At 61.6% G+C, this 18,814-nt stretch carries 18 protein-coding genes; 10 read left to right on the top strand and 8 right to left on the bottom strand.

The window, feature by feature from the left end; translation table 11 throughout:
- Positions 1-4: 4 nt before the first annotated feature.
- The 7 genes from NBH21_RS24925 (at position 5) to NBH21_RS24895 (ending at position 7,593) form a co-directional block, all read left to right on the top strand.
- Positions 5-508, top strand: coding sequence for a chemotaxis protein CheW (locus NBH21_RS24925; RefSeq protein ID WP_425340477.1), 504 nt, complete (start codon positions 5-7; stop codon positions 506-508).
- Positions 509-526: 18 nt separating this feature from the next.
- The gene (locus NBH21_RS24920; protein ID WP_252759593.1) at positions 527-2,230 is read left to right on the top strand and encodes a methyl-accepting chemotaxis protein; all 1,704 of its coding nucleotides are present in this window, start codon (positions 527-529) and stop codon (positions 2,228-2,230) included.
- 216 nt (positions 2,231-2,446) lie between these two features.
- Positions 2,447-4,255, top strand: a complete 1,809-nt coding sequence (locus NBH21_RS24915; protein WP_252759592.1) for a methyl-accepting chemotaxis protein — start codon at positions 2,447-2,449, stop codon at positions 4,253-4,255.
- 2 nt (positions 4,256-4,257) lie between these two features.
- Positions 4,258-4,740, top strand: a complete 483-nt coding sequence (locus NBH21_RS24910) for a chemotaxis protein CheW (RefSeq protein WP_250912859.1) — start codon at positions 4,258-4,260, stop codon at positions 4,738-4,740.
- 20 nt (positions 4,741-4,760) lie between these two features.
- The gene (locus tag NBH21_RS24905) at positions 4,761-5,615 is read left to right on the top strand and encodes a CheR family methyltransferase (RefSeq protein ID WP_250912832.1); all 855 of its coding nucleotides are present in this window, start codon (positions 4,761-4,763) and stop codon (positions 5,613-5,615) included.
- 6 nt (positions 5,616-5,621) lie between these two features.
- A complete protein-coding gene (locus NBH21_RS24900) occupies positions 5,622-6,713 on the top strand; it encodes a protein-glutamate methylesterase/protein-glutamine glutaminase (protein ID WP_250912833.1) in 1,092 nt (363 codons plus the stop codon).
- 160 nt (positions 6,714-6,873) lie between these two features.
- Positions 6,874-7,593: a ParA family protein gene (locus NBH21_RS24895; RefSeq protein ID WP_250912834.1), complete on the top strand. Its 720-nt coding sequence runs from the start codon at positions 6,874-6,876 to the stop codon at positions 7,591-7,593.
- A 45-nt stretch (positions 7,594-7,638) separates the two neighbouring features.
- Here the strand turns inward: NBH21_RS24895 and NBH21_RS24890 are convergent, their stop codons facing one another.
- From NBH21_RS24890 to NBH21_RS24860, 7 genes are all read right to left on the bottom strand, one after another.
- Positions 7,639-9,069 (bottom strand): phosphomannomutase, encoded by a 1,431-nt coding sequence (locus NBH21_RS24890; RefSeq protein ID WP_250912835.1) that lies wholly within the window; start codon positions 9,067-9,069, stop codon positions 7,639-7,641.
- An 85-nt stretch (positions 9,070-9,154) separates the two neighbouring features.
- Positions 9,155-10,465 carry an ABC transporter permease gene (locus NBH21_RS24885; protein WP_250912836.1) on the bottom strand — a complete coding sequence of 437 codons (1,311 nt, stop codon included), beginning with the start codon at positions 10,463-10,465 and terminating at the stop codon, positions 9,155-9,157.
- The gene (locus tag NBH21_RS24880; protein WP_250912837.1) at positions 10,462-11,151 is read right to left on the bottom strand and encodes an ABC transporter ATP-binding protein; all 690 of its coding nucleotides are present in this window, start codon (positions 11,149-11,151) and stop codon (positions 10,462-10,464) included. The genes NBH21_RS24885 and NBH21_RS24880 overlap by 4 nt, the downstream gene beginning before the upstream one ends.
- Before the next feature lie 4 nt (positions 11,152-11,155).
- Positions 11,156-11,626, bottom strand: a complete 471-nt coding sequence (locus NBH21_RS24875) for a hypothetical protein (protein ID WP_250912838.1) — start codon at positions 11,624-11,626, stop codon at positions 11,156-11,158.
- A 92-nt stretch (positions 11,627-11,718) separates the two neighbouring features.
- On the bottom strand, positions 11,719-13,473 hold the full coding sequence (locus NBH21_RS24870) for an alkaline phosphatase (protein ID WP_250912839.1): 1,755 nt from the start codon (positions 13,471-13,473) through the stop codon (positions 11,719-11,721).
- A gap of 156 nt (positions 13,474-13,629) precedes the next feature.
- Positions 13,630-14,154 carry a GNAT family N-acetyltransferase gene (locus tag NBH21_RS24865; protein WP_250912840.1) on the bottom strand — a complete coding sequence of 175 codons (525 nt, stop codon included), beginning with the start codon at positions 14,152-14,154 and terminating at the stop codon, positions 13,630-13,632.
- Between the two features lie 468 nt (positions 14,155-14,622).
- Positions 14,623-15,372, bottom strand: coding sequence for an SDR family NAD(P)-dependent oxidoreductase (locus tag NBH21_RS24860; RefSeq protein WP_250912841.1), 750 nt, complete (start codon positions 15,370-15,372; stop codon positions 14,623-14,625).
- 204 nt (positions 15,373-15,576) lie between these two features.
- On the opposite strand from NBH21_RS24860, the gene NBH21_RS24855 reads away from it, so the two are divergent.
- Positions 15,577-17,097 (top strand): alkaline phosphatase family protein, encoded by a 1,521-nt coding sequence (locus tag NBH21_RS24855; protein ID WP_250912842.1) that lies wholly within the window; start codon positions 15,577-15,579, stop codon positions 17,095-17,097.
- Positions 17,098-17,227: 130 nt separating this feature from the next.
- Positions 17,228-17,854 (top strand): ribonuclease D, encoded by a 627-nt coding sequence (locus NBH21_RS24850; RefSeq protein WP_250912843.1) that lies wholly within the window; start codon positions 17,228-17,230, stop codon positions 17,852-17,854.
- A 48-nt stretch (positions 17,855-17,902) separates the two neighbouring features.
- Here the strand turns inward: NBH21_RS24850 and NBH21_RS24845 are convergent, their stop codons facing one another.
- The gene (locus tag NBH21_RS24845; protein ID WP_250912844.1) at positions 17,903-18,259 is read right to left on the bottom strand and encodes a DUF6665 family protein; all 357 of its coding nucleotides are present in this window, start codon (positions 18,257-18,259) and stop codon (positions 17,903-17,905) included.
- 258 nt (positions 18,260-18,517) lie between these two features.
- On the opposite strand from NBH21_RS24845, the gene NBH21_RS24840 reads away from it, so the two are divergent.
- Positions 18,518-18,796 carry a hypothetical protein gene (locus tag NBH21_RS24840; RefSeq protein ID WP_250912845.1) on the top strand — a complete coding sequence of 93 codons (279 nt, stop codon included), beginning with the start codon at positions 18,518-18,520 and terminating at the stop codon, positions 18,794-18,796.
- Positions 18,797-18,814 lie beyond the last annotated feature (18 nt).

Genomic DNA, 18,814 nt, shown 5'->3' with positions numbered 1-18,814 from the left:
GAAGATGGTAACGAACGGCTACTGGGGCAATGCCGACGAGGCGGAGGTTCTGACCTTCGAAATGGCAGGTGAAACCTTCGCCTTCGACGCGGTCATCGTTCAGGAAATCCTCGATCTTCTGCCGGAGACGGCTGTGCCGGGGAGCAGGCCTTTCGTCGGCAGTGTCATCAATTTTCGCGGCAAGGTCATACCACTTGCCGATATAAGGCTGGCCTTTGGCATGGAAGCCATGCAGCCGACGATCGATAGCCGGATCATCGTGATTGAACTGGATATCGAGGGCGAACCGACTTTGATCGGCGTCCGGACTGACAAGGTGAATGAAGTCACCACACTCAATCGCGCCGCCAGCGAACCGCCGCCGAGCGTCGGCATGCGTTGGCGCCCAGACTTCATCCACTGCCTGGTGAAGAGGGGCAGCGATTTCATCATACTCCCGAACCTGGAAGCGATCTTCTCCCAGAAGAGTGAACGCTCACAGCTTCATCTCGCCAATCTGTCCGCGTGACACAAGGATTCCGATTTCATGCGCTTCACCATTAAACTCAAACTCGCACTGGCCTTCTCGGCAGTCGTCCTTCTGCTGGCTGGCGTGGCTTTCTATGCCGTCACCAGCCTCTCCAGCCTGAACCACGCGCTTGATTCCGTGATCAAGGGCCCGGCAAAGCAGCTGCAATATGCCATGCAGGTGAATATCGAGCAGGCAGAGCAGGTTCGCGCCCAGCGCAACGCCATGCTGCGCGCGACTGCGGAAGAAACGGAAGCCGACTATCGCAACGCCGAGCAGCGCACGCAGAACCTTGCCGATGTCATCGAGAAAGGTCTTCCAAATGCCAGCGAGGAAGGTCGCCCGATGTGGCTCGAGTTGCAGACGACGACCAAGGCCCTTGGTGAAGTGACCAAGAAGATCGAGCAGATCCACAAGACGCAGGGTCGCGATCCCGCTCTGGCCTACGCGACCGTCGAACTGGGTAAGGTTTCGCTGCCGCTGCGCGAACTCGCCATCAAGCTGCAGGATCAGGCCATCGCCAACATGGATAGGGCGCAGGTTGAGGCAGCTCACAGCTACGAACAGACGCGCGCCCTGCTGCTGACTGTTGCCGGCATTGCCTTTGCCATTGCCGTTGCCGCTGCCCTCTGGCTGTCGCTGACGATCAGCCGTGGTCTGTCGCGTGCAGTGACCGCCGTCCGCAGCGTTGCTGAAGGAGATCTCACCCGCACCGCGCAGGTTACCAGCCGCGATGAAGTCGGTGACCTCCTGACGTATGTGAACGAAATGGTCGAGCGTCTTCGCGGCGTGGTCGGTGACGCACTGTCGGCCTCTGACAACGTATCGTCTGGCAGCCAGGAGCTTTCTGCGAGCTCCGAGCAGCTTTCGCAGGGTGCGACGGAACAGGCGGCTTCGGCTGAAGAAGCGTCCGCTTCGATGGAGCAGATGGCTGCCAACATCAAGCAGAACGCCGACAATGCCGCCCAGACGGAAAAGATCGCCCGCCAGTCCGCCAAGGATGCAGAGGCAAGCGGCGATGCGGTGAACCGTGCGGTTGCCGCCATGCGCACGATTGCCGAGAAGATCTCGATCGTGCAGGAAATCGCCCGCCAGACGGACCTTCTGGCGCTCAACGCCGCCGTCGAGGCCGCTCGTGCCGGCGAACACGGCAAGGGCTTCGCGGTCGTCGCTTCGGAAGTGCGCAAGCTTGCCGAACGCTCGCAGTCTGCCGCTGCCGAAATCAGCGCCATGTCGGGCGAGACCGTGCAGTCCGCCCAGGATGCCGGTGAGATGCTGAACCGTCTGGTTCCGGATATCCGCAAGACGGCGGAACTGGTTGCCGAGATTTCGGCCGCCTGCCGCGAGCAGGATATCGGTGCATCGCAGATCAACGAAGCGATCCAGCAGCTCGACAAGGTGACGCAGCAGAACGCCGGTGCATCGGAAGAAATGTCGGCGACCTCCGAAGAGCTTGCAGCCCAGGCCGAGGAACTGCAGACATCCATCGCCTTCTTCAAGGTTGATAATGCGGCTTCCCGTATCGACCAGCGACCGGTCGCCCAGCGGGCTCCGGTTTCGGCTCCGGCTCCTGCGGCACGCGCTCCCCAGCGCAAGCCCCAGAAGGCGGCTCCTGCAGGCATGAACGTCGCTGCCCAGCAGGCTCGGGCCAAGGGCTTTGCCCTCGACCTGACCATGGGCGGACCGGATGCCGGCGATGCAGATTTCAGGGAAAGCGCATAAGCTTTCCCGCAGGTAGACAGTTGAGTTGGACGCTCTCGTTTCGAGGGCGTCCGTACGAGGCCCGCGTGTGAATGCGCTGGTGTCGATGATCGCCGGGAGTCGGCGAATGCAGGCGTGAATGTTTCGCCATCCTGCTTTCGTTGCCGGTTGTCAAAGCAACATCACGAAACGGGGGCATGCGCCTTGCATGCCCGTTCACAAGTGCGGGGTAGGGATATGCGCGTTACGATCAAACTGAAACTGGCTCTGGCCTTTGGCTTCATGGTGCTGATGCTGCTGGTAGCATCGGCTTACGGCATTTTGAGCCTTGCCGATTCCAAATCTAACATGGACGAGGTGATCGAGGGCACCGTGGTGCGCCTCGACAAAATCCAGCAGTTGAACGCGATTTCGCTGACCATCGTTCGTGCGCAAAAGAACATGATCCTGGCGACGACGCCGGAAGAGGTGAAGAAATACATTGATCTCAGCTTGGAGGAACAAGCGACCTTCAGCCAGATGTTCGAGGAAATGGCATCGACTGCAAGTGCCGCGACCCGGGATTACTGGCAGCAGTTGCGCGTCGCCATCGACAACTTCGAAGCCAGCGACAAGCGCATTCACCAGCTCGTCAGCATGGGCAACACGACAGAGGCGTCGCGCATGTCCGCGAACGAAGGCCGTGAAGATGCCAGTGCACTGACCAAGAAGCTTGAGGAAGGCGTGCAGATGAACCGCGATCGCCTTGAGGAGGCCAAGGCTGACGCTGACGCCGAATATCAGTCGACGCGCACACTGTTGATAGCTCTGTCCGTCTTCGCCGTTATCGTGGCTTCTATCACCGCCTTCTGGATCGCGCTCGGCATCAGCGCCGGCCTGCGCAAGATCACTCATGTGGCTGAAGCTGTCGCTATCGGTGATCTCAACCAGAGTGTCGAGATCAAGACCAACGACGAGATCAAGGATCTGGTCGACACCATCAATCGCATGACCGGTAACCTCAAGGAAATGGCGACCGTTGCCGACATGATTTCCAATGGTGACCTGACCGTCACGCCGAAGCCGCAGTCCGATAAGGACACGTTGGGCCTCGCATTGTTGCGCATGGTCGAGCGCCTGCGTGGTGTCGTGGCCGATGCGCTTTCCGCTTCGGACAACGTATCGTCCGGCAGCCAGGAACTTTCGGCGAGCTCCGAGCAGCTTTCGCAGGGTGCGACGGAACAGGCGGCTTCGGCTGAAGAGGCCTCTGCTTCGATGGAGCAGATGGCCGCCAACATCAAGCAGAACGCCGACAATGCCGCCCAGACGGAAAAGATCGCCCGCCAGTCCGCCAAGGATGCAGAGGCAAGCGGCGATGCGGTGAACCGTGCGGTTGCCGCCATGCGCACGATTGCCGAGAAGATCTCGATCGTGCAGGAAATCGCCCGCCAGACGGACCTTCTGGCGCTCAACGCCGCCGTCGAGGCCGCTCGTGCCGGCGAACACGGCAAGGGCTTCGCGGTCGTCGCTTCGGAAGTGCGCAAGCTTGCCGAACGCTCGCAGTCTGCCGCTGCCGAAATCAGCGCCATGTCGGGCGAGACCGTGCAGTCCGCCCAGGATGCCGGTGAGATGCTGAACCGTCTGGTTCCGGATATCCGCAAGACGGCGGAACTGGTTGCCGAGATTTCGGCCGCCTGCCGCGAGCAGGATATCGGTGCATCGCAGATCAACGAAGCGATCCAGCAGCTCGACAAGGTGACGCAGCAGAACGCCGGTGCATCGGAAGAAATGTCGGCGACCTCGGAAGAGCTTGCTGCCCAGGCCGAGGAACTGCAGACTTCCATCGCCTTCTTCAAGGTCGATGGCGCGTCCGCTCGCGCCGCACAGAAGCCTGCTGCGCAGCGCGCGGCGGTTGCTCGCCCCGTGGCTCCACGTGTGCCGCAGAAGCCGGCTTTCCACGGTGGAATGAATGTCGCCGCCCAGCAGGCCAAGGCCAAGGGATTTGCCCTCGACCTGACCATGGGCGGACCGGATGCCGATGATGCAGATTTCAGGGAGAGTGCTTGAGCATGGCGCCGATCCAGTCCGAATCCCAGTTCGTTACCTTTGCGCTCGGCGAAGAGATCTTCGCCGTGCCGGTGGAAGTGGTGCGCGAGATCCTCGATCATGAAGAGGTTTTCAAGATCCCGAATGGTCCCGATTACCTGATGGGCCTTCGCGATGTGCGCGGCCAGGGTGTCCCGACCATCGACCTCCGGCTGAAGCTCGGTCTGCCGAAAACGGTGCCGACGTCGAACACGCGCGTTCTCGTGCTCGACATTCCCTTCGAAGATCGTTCGCTGACGCTCGGCATGGTGGCCGACCGCGTTTTCGAGGTCACGCCCTTCCGGCGTGACCAGATCGAGAATGCGCCGGAGATCGGCGTTGCCTGGAATTCCGACTACATCGCCGGTGTTGTCCGTCGTGCCGAAGGCTTCGTCGTCATCATCGACCTGACGCGGCTTCTTTCGAGCAACGACACGGCGCTCCTGTCGTCCAGACGGGCGGCGTAACGAAATCGGAGACGCGGACTTTGGCACTGGCGAGTTACAGCGAACCGTCGAGCGACGATCATATCAACAAGCGCAATTTCGATCGTCTCGCACGCTTCATCTACGAGTATAGCGGCATCAAGATGCCTGCGACGAAGCGAACCATGCTCGAAGGCCGCCTGCGCCGGCGGCTGAGAGCGACGGGCATTTTGAGCTTCGATGAATATTGCGACTACATCTTCAATCATGACGGTCTTGAGCACGAGACCGTCTACCTGATCGATGCGGTCACCACCAACAAGACGGATTTCTTCCGGGAACCCAATCACTTCCAGTACATGCGAGACCGACTGCTGCCCACCCTGCATGCGGCAGGAACCAGCCGTCTGCGTGTATGGAGTTCGGCATGTTCGACGGGTGCGGAACCTTACACTCTGGCCATGGTTCTGGAAGACTTCCAGAGCCGTGCCGGATCTCCCGACTACACGATCCTTGCGACTGACCTCAGCACGGATGTGCTGTCGACGGCGCTTGCCGGTGTCTACAATGCCGACATGGTTGCCCCGGTGCCGACGGCGTTGCGTCAGCGCTTTGTCATGGAGCATATGCAGAAGGGCCGGCGCGAAGTGCGCATTCACCCACGCCTGCGTTCGAAGATCGGTTTCGGCCGGCTGAACCTGATGGACCCCCAGTACACCGTCGGTGATCCGATGCACATCATCTTCTGCCGGAATGTTCTGATCTATTTCGACAAGCCGACGCAGCACAAGGTGGTGTCTCGTCTATGCGATAACCTGGTGCCGGGCGGACATCTGTTTATCGGTCATTCCGAGACCGTCTCCGGCTTCGACCTGCCGCTGAAGCAGGTCGCAAATACTGTATTCCAGCGCGTTTGAGGCAGCATGGGAAAAAAAGTCCGCGTCCTGATCATCGATGATTCCGCCAGCGTCCGACAGACCCTGACGCGAATATTCGAGTCCGATCCGGAGATAGAGGTGATCGGGGCCGCCTCCGATCCATTCATGGCGGCCCGCAAGCTTCAGGAGGATGTGCCCGACGTCATCACGCTCGACGTCGAGATGCCGCGCATGGATGGCATCACCTTCCTGCGCAAGCTCATGGCGCAGCACCCCATCCCCGTCGTCATGTGTTCGTCGCTGACCGAGCAGGGTTCCGAAACCCTGCTTCAGGCGCTCGAGGCCGGTGCGGTCGATGTCATTCTGAAACCCAAGATCGCTGCGGCCGACCACCTGGCGGAAACCGGCATGCGCATCTGCGAGGTGGTGAAGAGCGCCGCCCATGCGCGCGTGCCGGCCACGCGCCGCCGCTTAGGCGGTTCGGCGTCGGCCAGCGGCCCAGCACAGAAGCTGACGGCGGATGCGGTGTTGCCGCCGCCGACCGGCAAGGCAATGGCAAAGACGACCGAAATGGTGGTCTGCATCGGCGCGTCCACCGGGGGAACGGAAGCCTTGCGGGACCTGCTGGAACGCCTGCCGGCCAACGCTCCCGGCATCGTCATCGTCCAGCATATGCCTGAAAAGTTCACCGCGGCCTTCGCCCGTCGTCTCGACAGCCTTTGCGAGGTTGCCGTGAAGGAAGCCGTCGACGGCGACCCCGTGCTTCGCGGCCATGTTCTGATCGCACCCGGCGATAAGCATATGCTGCTGGAGCGGCAGGGCGCGCGCTATCACGTTTCGGTCAGGACCGGACCGCTGGTCTCTCGCCACCGTCCCTCGGTCGATGTCCTCTTCCGCTCTGCTGCCCGCTCCGCCGGTACGAACGCCATGGGCGTCATCATGACCGGCATGGGTGACGACGGTGCGCGCGGCATGGAAGAGATGCATCAGGCAGGTGCGTTCAACGTTGCGCAGGACGAAGCAAGCTCCGTCGTCTTCGGCATGCCGAAGGAGGCGATTGCCCGGGGTGGCGTCGACCGCGTCGTGCCGCTGGATCAGATCGCCAGGGAGATCCTTGCTGCTGATGCAAGGCGCTAAGGTCCAATCCGGCCGGAGTGAAGCGCGCTCCAAAGGCGTGATCTCGTCTTCTTTGTTGTGATTTTGTTAACCATGTTTGGCAAGGATAGGTGAAACGATACCATGCGTCGGTATCGCTTCCGAGCGATGACCGGCTCACCAGGATCCCGGGGTTTCGAGCATGGCTGTGATCACTTTCGCCAATACCAAGGGCGGCGCCGGAAAGACCACGGCGGTTCTTCTGCTGGCCACCGAACTGGAGCGCAAGGGTTATCGCGTCACGATCCTCGATGCCGATCCGCAATACTGGATCCATCGCTGGTTCGAGGCCTCCCGCGGCCGCACCAGCATCAATGTCATTTCCTATGTCACCATGACCTCGCTGCAGCGTCACGTCGATGAAGCCCGTTCCCGCTCCGACTTCGTGCTGATCGATTTGCCGGGTGCGCGCAGCCCGCTGCTTGCCAAGAGCGTCGGCTTCTCCGACCATGTGATGATCCCGATCCAGGGATGCGCAATGGATGCGCAGGGCGGCGCCCATGTCATCGAGCTGCTGCACTACCTTGAGGAAAAGGGCAATATCTTCATTCCCTTCTCCGTGGTGCTGACCCGGGTGAATTCCATGGTCACCACCCGCGCCATGCAGGTGGTGAAGACGCTTCTCGCCGAACGCCGCGTTCACGTTCTCAATACGCCGATCATCGAGCGCTCGGCCTTCCGCGATATCTTCGATTGCGGCGGCACGCTTTATTCTGCCGATCCGGGTCGGGTCAGCAATCTGGCAAAGGCTCGCGAAAACGCCAGTGCCTTTGCGGACGAAGTGATCGAATCGCTGGAGACGCGCGTGCGCTTCCAGATCCCCGCACCGCGCGCTGCGGCCTCCATTCGAACCGCAGCCTGAATCAAAAGGATGTCCGGCTAATGATCGTCCGGTGAGCGGCGATCGTCAGGCGGTTCCCTGCCAGCCGCCGAGCAGGCCAAGACCCTTTGCGAGAAGGGCTTCCGCCGCATCCTGATCCCTGGCCTCGACATAGCAGCGCATCTCGGGCGCATTGCCCGATGGGCGGAAGTGAATGACGCTGTCATCGCCGAGCGTCACCCGCAGGCCGTCGATATCGCTAGTCGATTTCACCGTTCCGACGGGGGAAAGGAAGCTCGAGAGATTGTCTTTGCTGCCGCGAAGATGGGCCATGAGCGAGGCGCTGCGTTCGCTTGCATAGTTCTCCAGCCGGTCGGCAACCGCCACGGGCAGGCTGAAGGTCTTGGCGATGGCCGATAGCGTCAGGCCGCTTTCCGCCGCCATGCCGAGGACAGCGAGCGCCGGCAGGAAGCTGTCGCGCGTGGGCAGGGCCTTCAGCACCGTCGATCCGACCAGGAAATCGGAACCCAGCATCAAGCCGCCATTGGCCTCGAAGCCGATGACCTTGCTTTCCCCGGCAGCGAGCGCCTCGTCCATTGCCGCGATCACGAAGGGCGATCCGACGCGTGTGCGCACGACCTTGAAGCCGCCCGCAGCTTCCAGTCCCGAATTGGAGGTCACGGGCGTTGCAACGACGTGGGCGCCGAGGAAACGTGCTGCGACGAGACCCAGAAGGTCACCGCGCAGCGGCAGGCCGTGCTCGTCGGCAACCAGTGGGCGGTCGCCGTCACCATCGGTGGAAATGGTGGCGTCGAGGGCGAGTTCATCGCTCCATTCGGCCAGCAGACGGATGGTGTCGTCCGAAACAGCTTCCGTATCGACGGGAATGAACTGCTCGGACCGACCGAGCGGGAAGACGGTCGCGCCATAATGCTCGAACACTTTGACCATCATATCGCGGGCAACCGTGCTGTGCTGGTAGATCCCGATGCGCTTACCCTTCAGCGCTCCGGCCGGGAGGATGGCGATGTTACGCTCGAGGAAGAGGCGGGTCGCCTCTGTCTCATGGTTTTCGGCAGTCCCCGCTTCAACGTGATTGGCATCCGCGTCATCGGCAAGAGACGCAGCCGCTTCGGTAATCGCGGTCTCGTCGGTCTTGGCGATCTCGCCGTCCGGCCGATAGAACTTGATGCCGTTACGATCGGCGGGGATATGCGAGCCGGTGATCATGATGCCGGCCGCGCCGATCGACTGGCCGTAGAGCGCCAGCGCCGGCGTCGGGATCGTACCGCAGTCGATTGGCTTCAGGCCGGCGCGGATCAGCGCCGCCATGACGGTCGAGGCAATTTCCGGGCTGGATTGGCGAAAGTCCCGCGCCACCACAACCGGGCCGCCGGGAGAGGCAAGCCCTCCGGAAAGCAGGAATTGTGCGAAGGCCGTGGAATAGAGGGCGGAAACGCTGCCGACGAGTTCCGAAGAAAGACCGCGCAGCCCACTCGTCCCGAATTTCACTGACATGCCTTCTGCTCCCTTGCCTTTGGTTCAGAGCTATATAGAACGGTCTCCGGAACCGCTCAAGCCATGGCGCAAACAGTATGCCGGCTCAGGATCTGAGAGCCGATGCGGGGGATTGCCGATAGGCAAGCCATGCAGGAAGGGTTGCGAGGAAAGCCCCGAAGGCGAGCATCCATCCGGCCTGCCAGAGATCGGGTCGCGCGAAGGAAACCGGCAGCACGACGCCGCTCTGGGCGGTGAGAAGATTGGCGATGAAAACGGCGGCTCCATATCCGATCAGGTAGCCGATGCCGATACCGGCCAGAACCAGCAGGAAGAGTTCTGACCAGACAATGCCAAACACTGCGAGGCGCGGGGCACCGAAGGCGCGAAGCGCTCCGATCTGCCGCCGGCGCTGCCCGACATGCAGGATCGTGACCAGCAGCAAGGCCGCAGCCACCAGCACCTGTGCGCCGACCGAGACGGCAGAGAGCACCAGCTTGGCGTCGCCGAGAGTTGCATAAAGACGAGTCAGGACCTCGCCGGGGAAGACGGCGAGCGTCGTTTCCGCGCGATATTCCTGCCTGAGCTTGTAGGCGTCTCCGATGGTCTTCGGTTTGACCAGAATGGCAGACAGGCCCGGCATATGCTCATCGAAGGTTTCGACGAGGGGCGCGTCGGCGTCGATCCCGCCGTGATGATGCCCGTCGCCATCCTCTTCGTCATGATGTTCAGCTTCGGCGCTTGAAGCCCCACCCGCCGCCGGAGCGCCTACATCTTCAGATGCATGATCGTGGTCGTGGCCCTCGCCCTCGCTGCCGAGACCGTGGATGTGCCAGACGGCTTGCACCGGCACGAGGATCGCTCGATCCCAGGACGTATTCGTCGGCTTCAGCCGCCCGACCACGTGATAGGCGAGTTCCGTATGGGTATGCCCGCCTTCGCCGGCATTGCCGTGCATCGGCTTCACTTCGTCGCCGATGCGCAGCTGGACGGCAGCACCGATCACGGCCTCGCCTTCCGCGGCGAACATCGCCCCTTCGCTGAAGCCCGGAGTGGTGTTGCTGATCAGCGTCGTCGTGGTGCCGACGAGCGGATAGCCGTTGAAGCTGTCACCGAATGCGACAGGTGCTGCCCAGGCGACGCGCGGATCTTCGGAGAGCGCGTGCAATACCTCTCCTGACAGGAGCGGCAGCGGCGCTGCCTGCAGGAAGACGGAGGAGAGAACCAGCTGCGTCTCCGAACCGGCCGCACCGACCACGAGGTCGAACTTGTCGGCGGCTCTGGCGCTGCCGAGCCGCAGGGACCGTTCCTGAAGCGTGACAGTGACGCCAAGCGCGGTCGCCAGCGCAACAAGCAGCACAACCACCACGGAGCCTGCCCAGAGACGGCGCAGGTCGGCGAGAATGAACCGGATCATGCGTCCACCTCTGCTTCAGCCGTGTCGGAGACGATCCGTCCGTTGGCGAGCACGATCCGTCGGTTCAGACGCTCGACGAGCCGCGGATCGTGGGAAACGACGATCAGCGTGCGCCCCTCCGTGGATGCGAGGTCGAGCAGGAGTTCGGCCACCGCATCGCCGCTTTCGGGATCGAGGCTGGCGGTCGGTTCGTCCGCGACGATCACGCCGGGTTGCCTTAGCAGCGCGCGGGCGACGGCAACGCGCTGCATCTCCCCGCGTGACATGGTTTCCACCGGCTGGTCGGGCCGCGAAAGCCCGACGCGGCGGATGAGTTCCGCGGCTCTTGCTGCATGGTCGGTGCCTGCTGCCCGCGCCAGCCGCGAGGGTAGCAACACGTTGTCGATGGCCGAAAGGCCGGGGAAGAGATGAAAATCCTGCATGACGAGACCGACATTTTGGGCGCGCCAGCGGTCGCGTCCGCCTTCGGAGAGGGTTGCGAGATCGGTGCCGTTCCAGTCGATGCGCCCGTTCTGAACTCTCTCAAGCCCGGTGATGAGATTGACCAGCGTGCTCTTGCCCGATCCCGAGGCGCCGGTAATGGCGACATGTGAACCGCCCGGGATTGCAAGAGCTTTTATGTCGAGCACGGGAGCACCGAGGCCGGGATAGGAGACGCTGACGCCGTCGAGGTTGAGAGAGAGCATCGTGTCAGACCGTGCCGTAGGAGGCTTGGCGAATGCGCAGCAGGCTAACGAAGCCCGTTTCGGGGTCCGTCCAGGATCCCATCTCCAGACGGCCGGTCACTTCGATCTGGGTGCTCGGTTGCACGAAGGTCTGCTTCTCGTCGAGATAGACGACCACGATATTGTCGGGCCAGTCCGCATCGGAAGAGCAGAAGGGGCAAAGCGCCATCGGCACTTCGGTCAATACGAAGAATGTCGCTTCGGCCTTCAGGGGCGGGGCCATGAAGCCGCGCATGGCAACCTCCTGGCCGTTCAATTCCTTGACCTTGGACGAGAATTCGAGCCCGAGGACGCTGACCTTGCCATAGAGTTCATCAAAGGTGAGATCGGCGGTTGCAGCGAAGCTTGGCCGGCTTTTGAGGCAGAGTGCGGAAAGCAGAAGGCCGCCGATGAAATGACGGCGGTCGAAAGGGGAGGATATGAAAGTTTTGGTCATGAAAGGTCTCCCGCAGTTGCGCCTTCTGGCTGCTTCCGCATGAAACGGAAATGGCCCGGGCGTTTTGCGCCCGGACCGGTATTGTCGGAATATTACTGCGTCTGTTTTGCGCCGAGCGCCATGGCGTCGGCCAGAACGCGGTAGACGTCGCTCTGTTCCATGTAGCCACGGAAGCCTTCGGCACCGGGACCGGTCGCCTGCAGCACGACGTCGTCGACGGCGTGAACGCCCGAATCGCCGTCCTTCGGAATGTTGCCCTGCACGAAGACGGCGCCGGGAACATCCTTGTAGGCTTCGTTGGCGACATATTCCTTGTTCTCGTTCTGGATGGCCGGAACGAACGGACCGTCAAGCTTCGGACGGAAGGTTTCGTAGTGATCCGGGCCGTTGTTGGCAGCAAGGAACAGGCGGCGCGAAACGTCTACGCGGTCCGGATAGCCGTCGCCGTCCTTGTCCTCGTAGTTCGGGAAGCCGGCGTCGTCATAGGTGCCGACCTTTTCGCGCATTTCCGTGCCTTCCTTCTCGTCATCGACGGTGCCGATGATCGAAACGCCATGGGTATGGTCGCCGGTGACGATGATCAGGGTATCGGGGTTCTTCTCGGCGAATTCTCGGGCAACGCCGACGGCCTTGTCGAACTCGATGGTGTCGACCACAGCGCGGTCCCAGTCGAGCGGGTGGCTCATCTTGTCGATCGAAGCGCCTTCGACCATCAGGAAGAAGCCGTCCGGGTTCTTGGAAAGCTCGCCAAGTGCGGCCTTGGTCATGTCGACCAGGCCCGGCTGGTTCGGGAACTTTTCGACGGTGCCCTTCTTCAGGAATTCACGGTCGAGCGTCACGTCCATGTTGCCGGTGTGGAACAGGCCGAGAAGCTTGCCGGTATTGGTGCCGGTGGCGGCGGAAAGCTCGGTCTTGTCGGTTGCGAGCGTATAGCCGGCTTCCTTGAAGAGCGTGATGTAGTCCTTGTCGTCCTTGCGCTTGGAACCAGGTACGTCCTTGGCGAGGAAGTAGGCGGAACCGCCGCCGAGGACGACTTCAGGCTTCAGGCCGTAGAACATGCCGACGATGTCGGCCTTGTCGCCACGGGCGCGGGTATGGGAAACGACGGCGGCCGGCGTTGCATCCTCGATCTCGGCGGTGGAGACGATGCCGATCGACTTCTTCGTCTGGCGGCGCAGGGCTTCTGCCACGGTCTCGACCTTAGGGTCGTCCTGGGTGGCCGGCGTACGGTCGGCATAGACGCCGAGCGCGTTGACGCGCGACTTGTGGCCGGTCATGTAGGCCGACATGGTGTTGGCGCTGTCGGTGGCGATCGAATGGGTCGAGGACGTGCCGATGAAGGCGACCGGCGGAACGTCGTCCATGGCGAGGCGACCGTCAGCCTTGCCCTCGGTCATGCCCTTGGACATGATGCGGGCGGCGGTGCGGTGCGCGACGGAAAGGCCGTCGGCGATCAGGAAGATCACATTCTTGGCGGCCGGTTTCTCAGCGGTGGCATAGACGTCCCAGTTGACCGACTTCGTTTCGTCGCCGGCTGTAACTTCCACCTTGTAGGCGCCGGCCGGCAGGGAAACGCCACGCAGGATCAGCGCGGAGCCGAGGACCTTGTCTTCCTTGCCCTTTTCTTCGGCCACGAATTCCGCCTCGGCGCCGAGCACCGACTTGTAGTCCTGACCGTTCACGGTGATCTTGACGTCTTCCGGCTTCACGACGTTCTTCAGTTCGACCTTGAAGTCGAACGGCGAACCCGAAAGGATGGTGGCGCGGTCGAGCGGATAGACGGTGGCGGCATTGGCGGCACCGGCGAGCATCGTAGATGCCACGAGGGCTGCAAAGAGCGTGCGCATGGGTTTTTCCTCGCAAAAATGTTTAATTGGAAAAGGCAGGCCTGCTATAGTCGCCCTGGATGACACTTGGATGACGTGGCCGGATCCAAGGCTTCGCCTTTGCCGTTGCGAGGGCTGCAGCTGCTGAAATCTTCCCGAACAGGCGGGAAGGGGCGTTCAGGACCCGGCATTTTCTTCGCGATTCAAATTTCCCTTGCGAGCGAAGTCGGAGAAGTCCTCGCCCTTGATCATGTGGATCTGTTCGTCGCGCGAATGGGTGATCCCCAGACGCTCATAAAAGGCCTGCGCGCGGTTGTTGCCGGTATCGACCGATAGACGCAGGTATCGGGCTCCCTTTTCGAGGCCGCGCGCTGCGGCGGCCTGCAGGAGCCGTTCGCCGATCCGCATGCCGCGAAAGATCTCTTCGACATAGAGATCCTGCACATAGATCCCCGACTCGCCCCGAAACGTCGAAAAGCTCGCGAATGTCAGGCACATGCCGGCGAAGCGACCCTCGACCTCGGCAATCAGGCCATCGAAGGCCGGCCGTTCGCCGAAGCCATGAAGAAGCAGGTCGGCCGGTGTGCTGAGCACCTTGTGCTGGCTGCCGACATGGCGGGCGAGCGCCAGGATGCCGCAATGCAAGAGGTCGACGTCCTCGCGGCGGGTATCGCGTATGGTGACGGATCTCTGATCGGGCATGGTCGTTCCTCTGATGACGAAGCGTCGGAACATCCACCAGCCGGGATCATTTTTCAAATGGAAGGTTGGGAAGGCGGATCAAAAGGTCGCCCAAAATGAAAAGAGCCCGGCGCGGGAGGAGGTGCGCCAGGCTCTTGAACTTGATCGGCAATTGGGAGGAGGAGTATTGCCGATCCTATCTCGCGACGCTGGGAGGAGGAGTGCGCCGCTTCGATGATTTGAATATAGTCATATCGCTTTGAATGAATAGTCCCGTTGCTGCAATGCACCAATGCATTTAATGCATAGCTATCTGTCGCAAAGCTGAACCGGAGCGCTTTGGATGGGCCGATTAAGCGTTTTCATATCCCACGAAAGTCAAAATTGCCGTACCTGGAGGCAATTTTGACTTGAAAATGGTCAATCGGGCTCTCGAAACGCATGAATCGGCGAAAGAACTGCGAGCCAGCCCAAACGGAAAACCGTTCGTTATTTTTCCCTGTGAACCTGAAAACCCGCCCATGACTGGCTGACGGGCATGATTTCCAGGCTGTTGATGTTGATATGGGCGGGCTGGGAGGCGACCCAGTGGATGGTGTTGGCGATATCCCCGGGCTGGATCGCATGCGCGCCGCCATAGAGCGCATCATAGGCATCCTGATTTCCGCCCGTTCTGACCAGTGTGAATTCGCTTTCGCAGAGGCCGGGCTCGATCGAGGTGACGCGAACGCCCTTGCCATGCAGGTCGGAGCGAAGCCCGAGCGAAAACTGGCGCAGGAAGGCTTTGGTTCCCGCATAGACATTGCCGCCGGAATAGGGCCAGTGGGCCGCAACCGAGGAGAGGTTGACGATCATGCCGCGTCGCTCGATCAGGGTCGGCAGCAGGTGATGGGTGATCGCCAGGAGGCCGGTGATGTTGGTGTTGACCATTGTCTTCCAGTCGGCGAGCGGAACCTGTGGCGCGGGTGCGGTGCCGAGCGCAAGCCCGGCATTGTTGACGAGGATATCGATACCCGCAAAGGCTTCCGGCAGGCCGGTCAGCGCGTCGCGCATGCCGTCTTCATCCGTGATGTCGAAGGCGAGGCCGTGAAATTCGCTGCCCAGTTCGGCGGCAAGTTCGTCCAGCCGCGCCTGACGCCGGCCGGTGCCGATGACCCTCCAGCCCTCGGCGACGAAGCGCCGCGCCGTTGCCGCGCCGAAGCCGGCGGTTGCGCCGGTGATCAGGATTGTGCCGCTCATGTCCGTATCCTCATGTCGAGATTGCTGTCTCTTCCGGTTTTAAGGCGCTGGCCGCCTCAGGCAAGTGGGCGTAGGTTCCTCAAGGTGAGGCCGCCATGCTTTTTCATTTGCGTGTTGCCGGATGACGGGAAAATGTGAGGCCCGGACGCAATAGAATCGACAGCGAGTTGAGACTGCGCCGCAAGAACATATGGAGGGCCGCTCATGAAGCCGAACATCCTTTTGATTACGGCAGACCAGTGGCGAGGCGATTGCCTGTCGGCGGTTGGACACCCTGTTGTCAGGACGCCGAATATCGATGCGCTGGCGGCCGAAGGCGTGCTTTTCCGCCGCCACTATGCCGGTGCTGCGCCCTGTTCGCCGGCCCGGGCCTCGCTCTATACCGGGCTTTACCAGATGAACCATCGGGTCTGCCGCAACGGTTCGCCGCTCGATGCCCGTTTCGACAATATCGCGCTTGCCGCCCGGCGGGCAGGTTATGACCCGACAGTCTTCGGCTATACCGATGTTTCGCCGGATCCACGGCCGCTCGATCCCAACGATCCGGTGCTGACCTCCTATGAAGGGGTTCTTCCCGGCTTCACCGTCGGTCAGATCCTGCTGGAGCACGAGCGTCACTGGCTGGGCTGGTTGCGGGCGAAAGGACATACCGATGCCGTCGACCGCGGTGTCCACCGGTCCGCTTCGCCGGGTGATAGCCGCATCGGCAACGATTCGCCCGCATACTCCAAGGACGAAACCCAGACGGCCTTCCTGGCGGAAGCCTTCCTGAACTGGCGCGAGACGCAGGATCGTCCCTGGTTTGCCCATATCTCCTTCCTTCGCCCGCATCCGCCCTTCTGCGTGCCCGAGCCCTACAACAGCATGTTTGCGAGCGGCGACGGGCCGGCCTATGCCCGCGCCGACAGTCGCGCCGAAGAGACGGCGATCCATCCGTTCACGCGCTATGCGATGGGCGGCCTGCAGAAATCGAGTTTCGTCCATGGCGCGACAGGCCCGTTGAGCGAATGGCGAGAAGAAGACTTCGACCGCATCCGGGCGATTTATTTCGGCATGATCGCCGAGGTCGATGCCCAGATCGGGCGCATTTTCGATGCGTTGCGCGCCCGTGGAGACTGGGAGAAGACCGTCGTCGTCTTCACCTCGGACCACGGCGAGATGATGGGCGACCATTGGGCGCTGGGCAAGGGCGGCTATCACGACGGCAGCTACCATATCCCGCTGGTGATCCGGGATCCTGCGGCAACCGTGTCGGCAGGAAAACACATCGAGGCCTTTACCGCCGCAGCCGACATCATGCCGACACTCTGCGAGCGGCTCGGCCTTGTTGCCCGTAATCATCAGGATGGCGCGTCTCTCACGCCGTTCCTGCGTGGTGACCAGCCGGGCCGCTGGAGGGACGCAGCCTTCTTCGAGTTTGATTTCCGTGAGGTGGCAACCGGTGCCGCGGAGAAGCATTTCGATCTGCCGTCGAACCTCTGCAATCTCGCGGTCATCCGTGACGCGGCTTTCAAATATGTTCATTTCGCCGGCCTGCCGCCGCTTCTGTTCGATCTCGAAAGGGATCCGATGGAGTTGCATAATGTTGCCGGAGAGCCGGACTATGCCGGAACCCGGCTGCGCTATGCGGAGAAGCTCCTGACCCTGCGCGCGGCGCATCTGGACCAGACGCTCGCCTATACGGAGCTGACTGAGACCGGCCCCGTCAGCCGGCCGAGGCGCTGACAGTTTCGAAAACAGTAGTGCTCCCATCCGCTATGGTTTATAGCCGGACCAACGACATAGAGCATTTCCGGGCGTAGAACCGGTCCCCGCTTTTGCTGGAATTGCTCCATCCGCGATCTGGAGAGCATGAATGGCCGCGACGATTCGCTATCATGAGGGTGACATTTCCGCGGCCGACGCCGCCCGTTACACGGGCGCGATCGCGATCGATACCGAAACGCTCGGTCTCGTTCCGAGGCGCGACCGGCTCTGTGTCGTGCAGCTTTCCTCGGGCGACGGCACCGCCGATATCATCCGGATCGCAGCCGGCCAGAAGGAGGCTCCCAACCTCGTCGCGATGCTGGCCGATCCCGCCCGCCAGAAGATCTTCCACTATGGTCGTTTCGATATCGCCGTGCTGTTTCACACCTTCGGTGTCACCACCACGCCGGTCTTCTGCACCAAGATTGCCTCCCGCCTCAGCCGTACCTACACGGACCGGCATGGCTTGAAGGACAACCTGAAGGAGATGCTGGAGGTTGATATCTCCAAGGCTCAGCAGTCTTCGGATTGGGCGGCGGAAACGCTCTCTCCGGCACAGCTCGAATATGCGGCATCCGACGTCCTTTACCTGCATGCCCTGCGCGACAAGCTGACTGCGCGCCTGACACGTGATGGCCGGATGGCCCATGCCGAAGCCTGTTTCGAGTTTCTGCCGACCCGCGCCAAACTCGATCTGCTTGGCTGGGAGGAAACCGATATCTTCGCCCATAGCTGACGGATTTCCGAAAAAACCCTCGGGGTATCCGGCTTCCTTGAAAGTTGATCAGGCGTCGCCAGTTTCGTTTGTCGCGCTTTCAGGCTTCCTGCGCACGCCAACGCGGATAAGAACCTCCCGGGGTATCAGGTAGCGGCGCACGGCATCCGCCTGGCTGCGGAAGCCCGAAATTTCCCTCTGGATGAAGAAGGCCCAGATCAGTTCCGCAGCCTCATCGATGAGTTTCTCGCAGTGTTCACGCGGAGCCTTCTCCGCCTGAGCAGCCGAAAGAGCCTCGAGCGCCGCCTCGACTTTCCTGCCGATCCGGCCGAGCGCATCGGCCTTTTCGGCCGCAAGCTCATAATCCAGCGCCGACAGGACTCCGGCCCCGGTGGGGGAGAAAAGGGAGGGCGGACGAAAACTCATGAAAGCCTCAACGCCATGGTGACCGACCGAAGATGGCGTCTGAAATGTCTCTCGGCAAGAGGGTATTGAAGTTCGTCAATCAGGCTTTCTTAATCCCTCAGGCTCATCATAGGTCAGACAGGATATCCTCCTGCCGGCCCTCCCGATTGTCGGGTTGGCGGCTGACCAAGCGGTACGAATGCGACCATGATGGAAGCGCCTAAGGTTTCCTTGCCGGGTGTCACGCGGACCCCCGAAGGCCTTGAAAATGAACGATCCTTGCCTGCAACATCCTCCGTTGCGGCAGACATGCTCAGAAACTGGCTGGAACAACCCGCCACCGAGACCCTAGCCTTCGCGGAAGGACACAGTGCGTGGGACGAGCCATTCCCTCCGGTGAGGGAACAGTTGCTGCGGCCACGCGGAAGCTGGCTTGATGCCGTGGCCGGTTCGTTGCCCGCCTCGCAGGACATGACACGGGAAGCCATCGTCTCGCTCAATGCGGATGACAACGGCGTCTACGGCCTCTTTCGGGATGTTATCTTCAAGGATGCGTAAAAGGCTCGATCCTTAAGC

This window comes from Ciceribacter sichuanensis, from assembly GCF_024055605.1.
Classification (GTDB): domain Bacteria; phylum Pseudomonadota; class Alphaproteobacteria; order Rhizobiales; family Rhizobiaceae; genus Allorhizobium; species Allorhizobium sichuanense.
Note: the sequence above shows the minus strand (reverse complement) of the source record. Positions and strands in the feature narration are given on the sequence as shown.

What these genes read in the sequence shown, in the direction of transcription:
- NBH21_RS24925 (WP_425340477.1), top strand. Translation starts at nt 5, where the DNA reads ATGGTAACGAACGGCTACTGGGGCAATGCCGACGAGGCGGAGGTTCTG.
- NBH21_RS24920 (WP_252759593.1), top strand. Translation starts at nt 527, where the DNA reads ATGCGCTTCACCATTAAACTCAAACTCGCACTGGCCTTCTCGGCAGTC.
- NBH21_RS24915 (WP_252759592.1), top strand. Translation starts at nt 2,447, where the DNA reads ATGCGCGTTACGATCAAACTGAAACTGGCTCTGGCCTTTGGCTTCATG.
- NBH21_RS24910 (WP_250912859.1), top strand. Translation starts at nt 4,258, where the DNA reads ATGGCGCCGATCCAGTCCGAATCCCAGTTCGTTACCTTTGCGCTCGGC.
- NBH21_RS24900 (WP_250912833.1), top strand. Translation starts at nt 5,622, where the DNA reads ATGGGAAAAAAAGTCCGCGTCCTGATCATCGATGATTCCGCCAGCGTC.
- NBH21_RS24895 (WP_250912834.1), top strand. Translation starts at nt 6,874, where the DNA reads ATGGCTGTGATCACTTTCGCCAATACCAAGGGCGGCGCCGGAAAGACC.
- NBH21_RS24890 (WP_250912835.1), bottom strand. Translation starts at nt 9,069, where the DNA reads ATGTCAGTGAAATTCGGGACGAGTGGGCTGCGCGGTCTTTCTTCGGAA.
- NBH21_RS24885 (WP_250912836.1), bottom strand. Translation starts at nt 10,465, where the DNA reads ATGATCCGGTTCATTCTCGCCGACCTGCGCCGTCTCTGGGCAGGCTCC.
- NBH21_RS24880 (WP_250912837.1), bottom strand. Translation starts at nt 11,151, where the DNA reads ATGCTCTCTCTCAACCTCGACGGCGTCAGCGTCTCCTATCCCGGCCTC.
- NBH21_RS24875 (WP_250912838.1), bottom strand. Translation starts at nt 11,626, where the DNA reads ATGACCAAAACTTTCATATCCTCCCCTTTCGACCGCCGTCATTTCATC.
- NBH21_RS24870 (WP_250912839.1), bottom strand. Translation starts at nt 13,473, where the DNA reads ATGCGCACGCTCTTTGCAGCCCTCGTGGCATCTACGATGCTCGCCGGT.
- NBH21_RS24865 (WP_250912840.1), bottom strand. Translation starts at nt 14,154, where the DNA reads ATGCCCGATCAGAGATCCGTCACCATACGCGATACCCGCCGCGAGGAC.
- NBH21_RS24860 (WP_250912841.1), bottom strand. Translation starts at nt 15,372, where the DNA reads ATGAGCGGCACAATCCTGATCACCGGCGCAACCGCCGGCTTCGGCGCG.
- NBH21_RS24855 (WP_250912842.1), top strand. Translation starts at nt 15,577, where the DNA reads ATGAAGCCGAACATCCTTTTGATTACGGCAGACCAGTGGCGAGGCGAT.
- NBH21_RS24850 (WP_250912843.1), top strand. Translation starts at nt 17,228, where the DNA reads ATGGCCGCGACGATTCGCTATCATGAGGGTGACATTTCCGCGGCCGAC.
- NBH21_RS24845 (WP_250912844.1), bottom strand. Translation starts at nt 18,259, where the DNA reads ATGAGTTTTCGTCCGCCCTCCCTTTTCTCCCCCACCGGGGCCGGAGTC.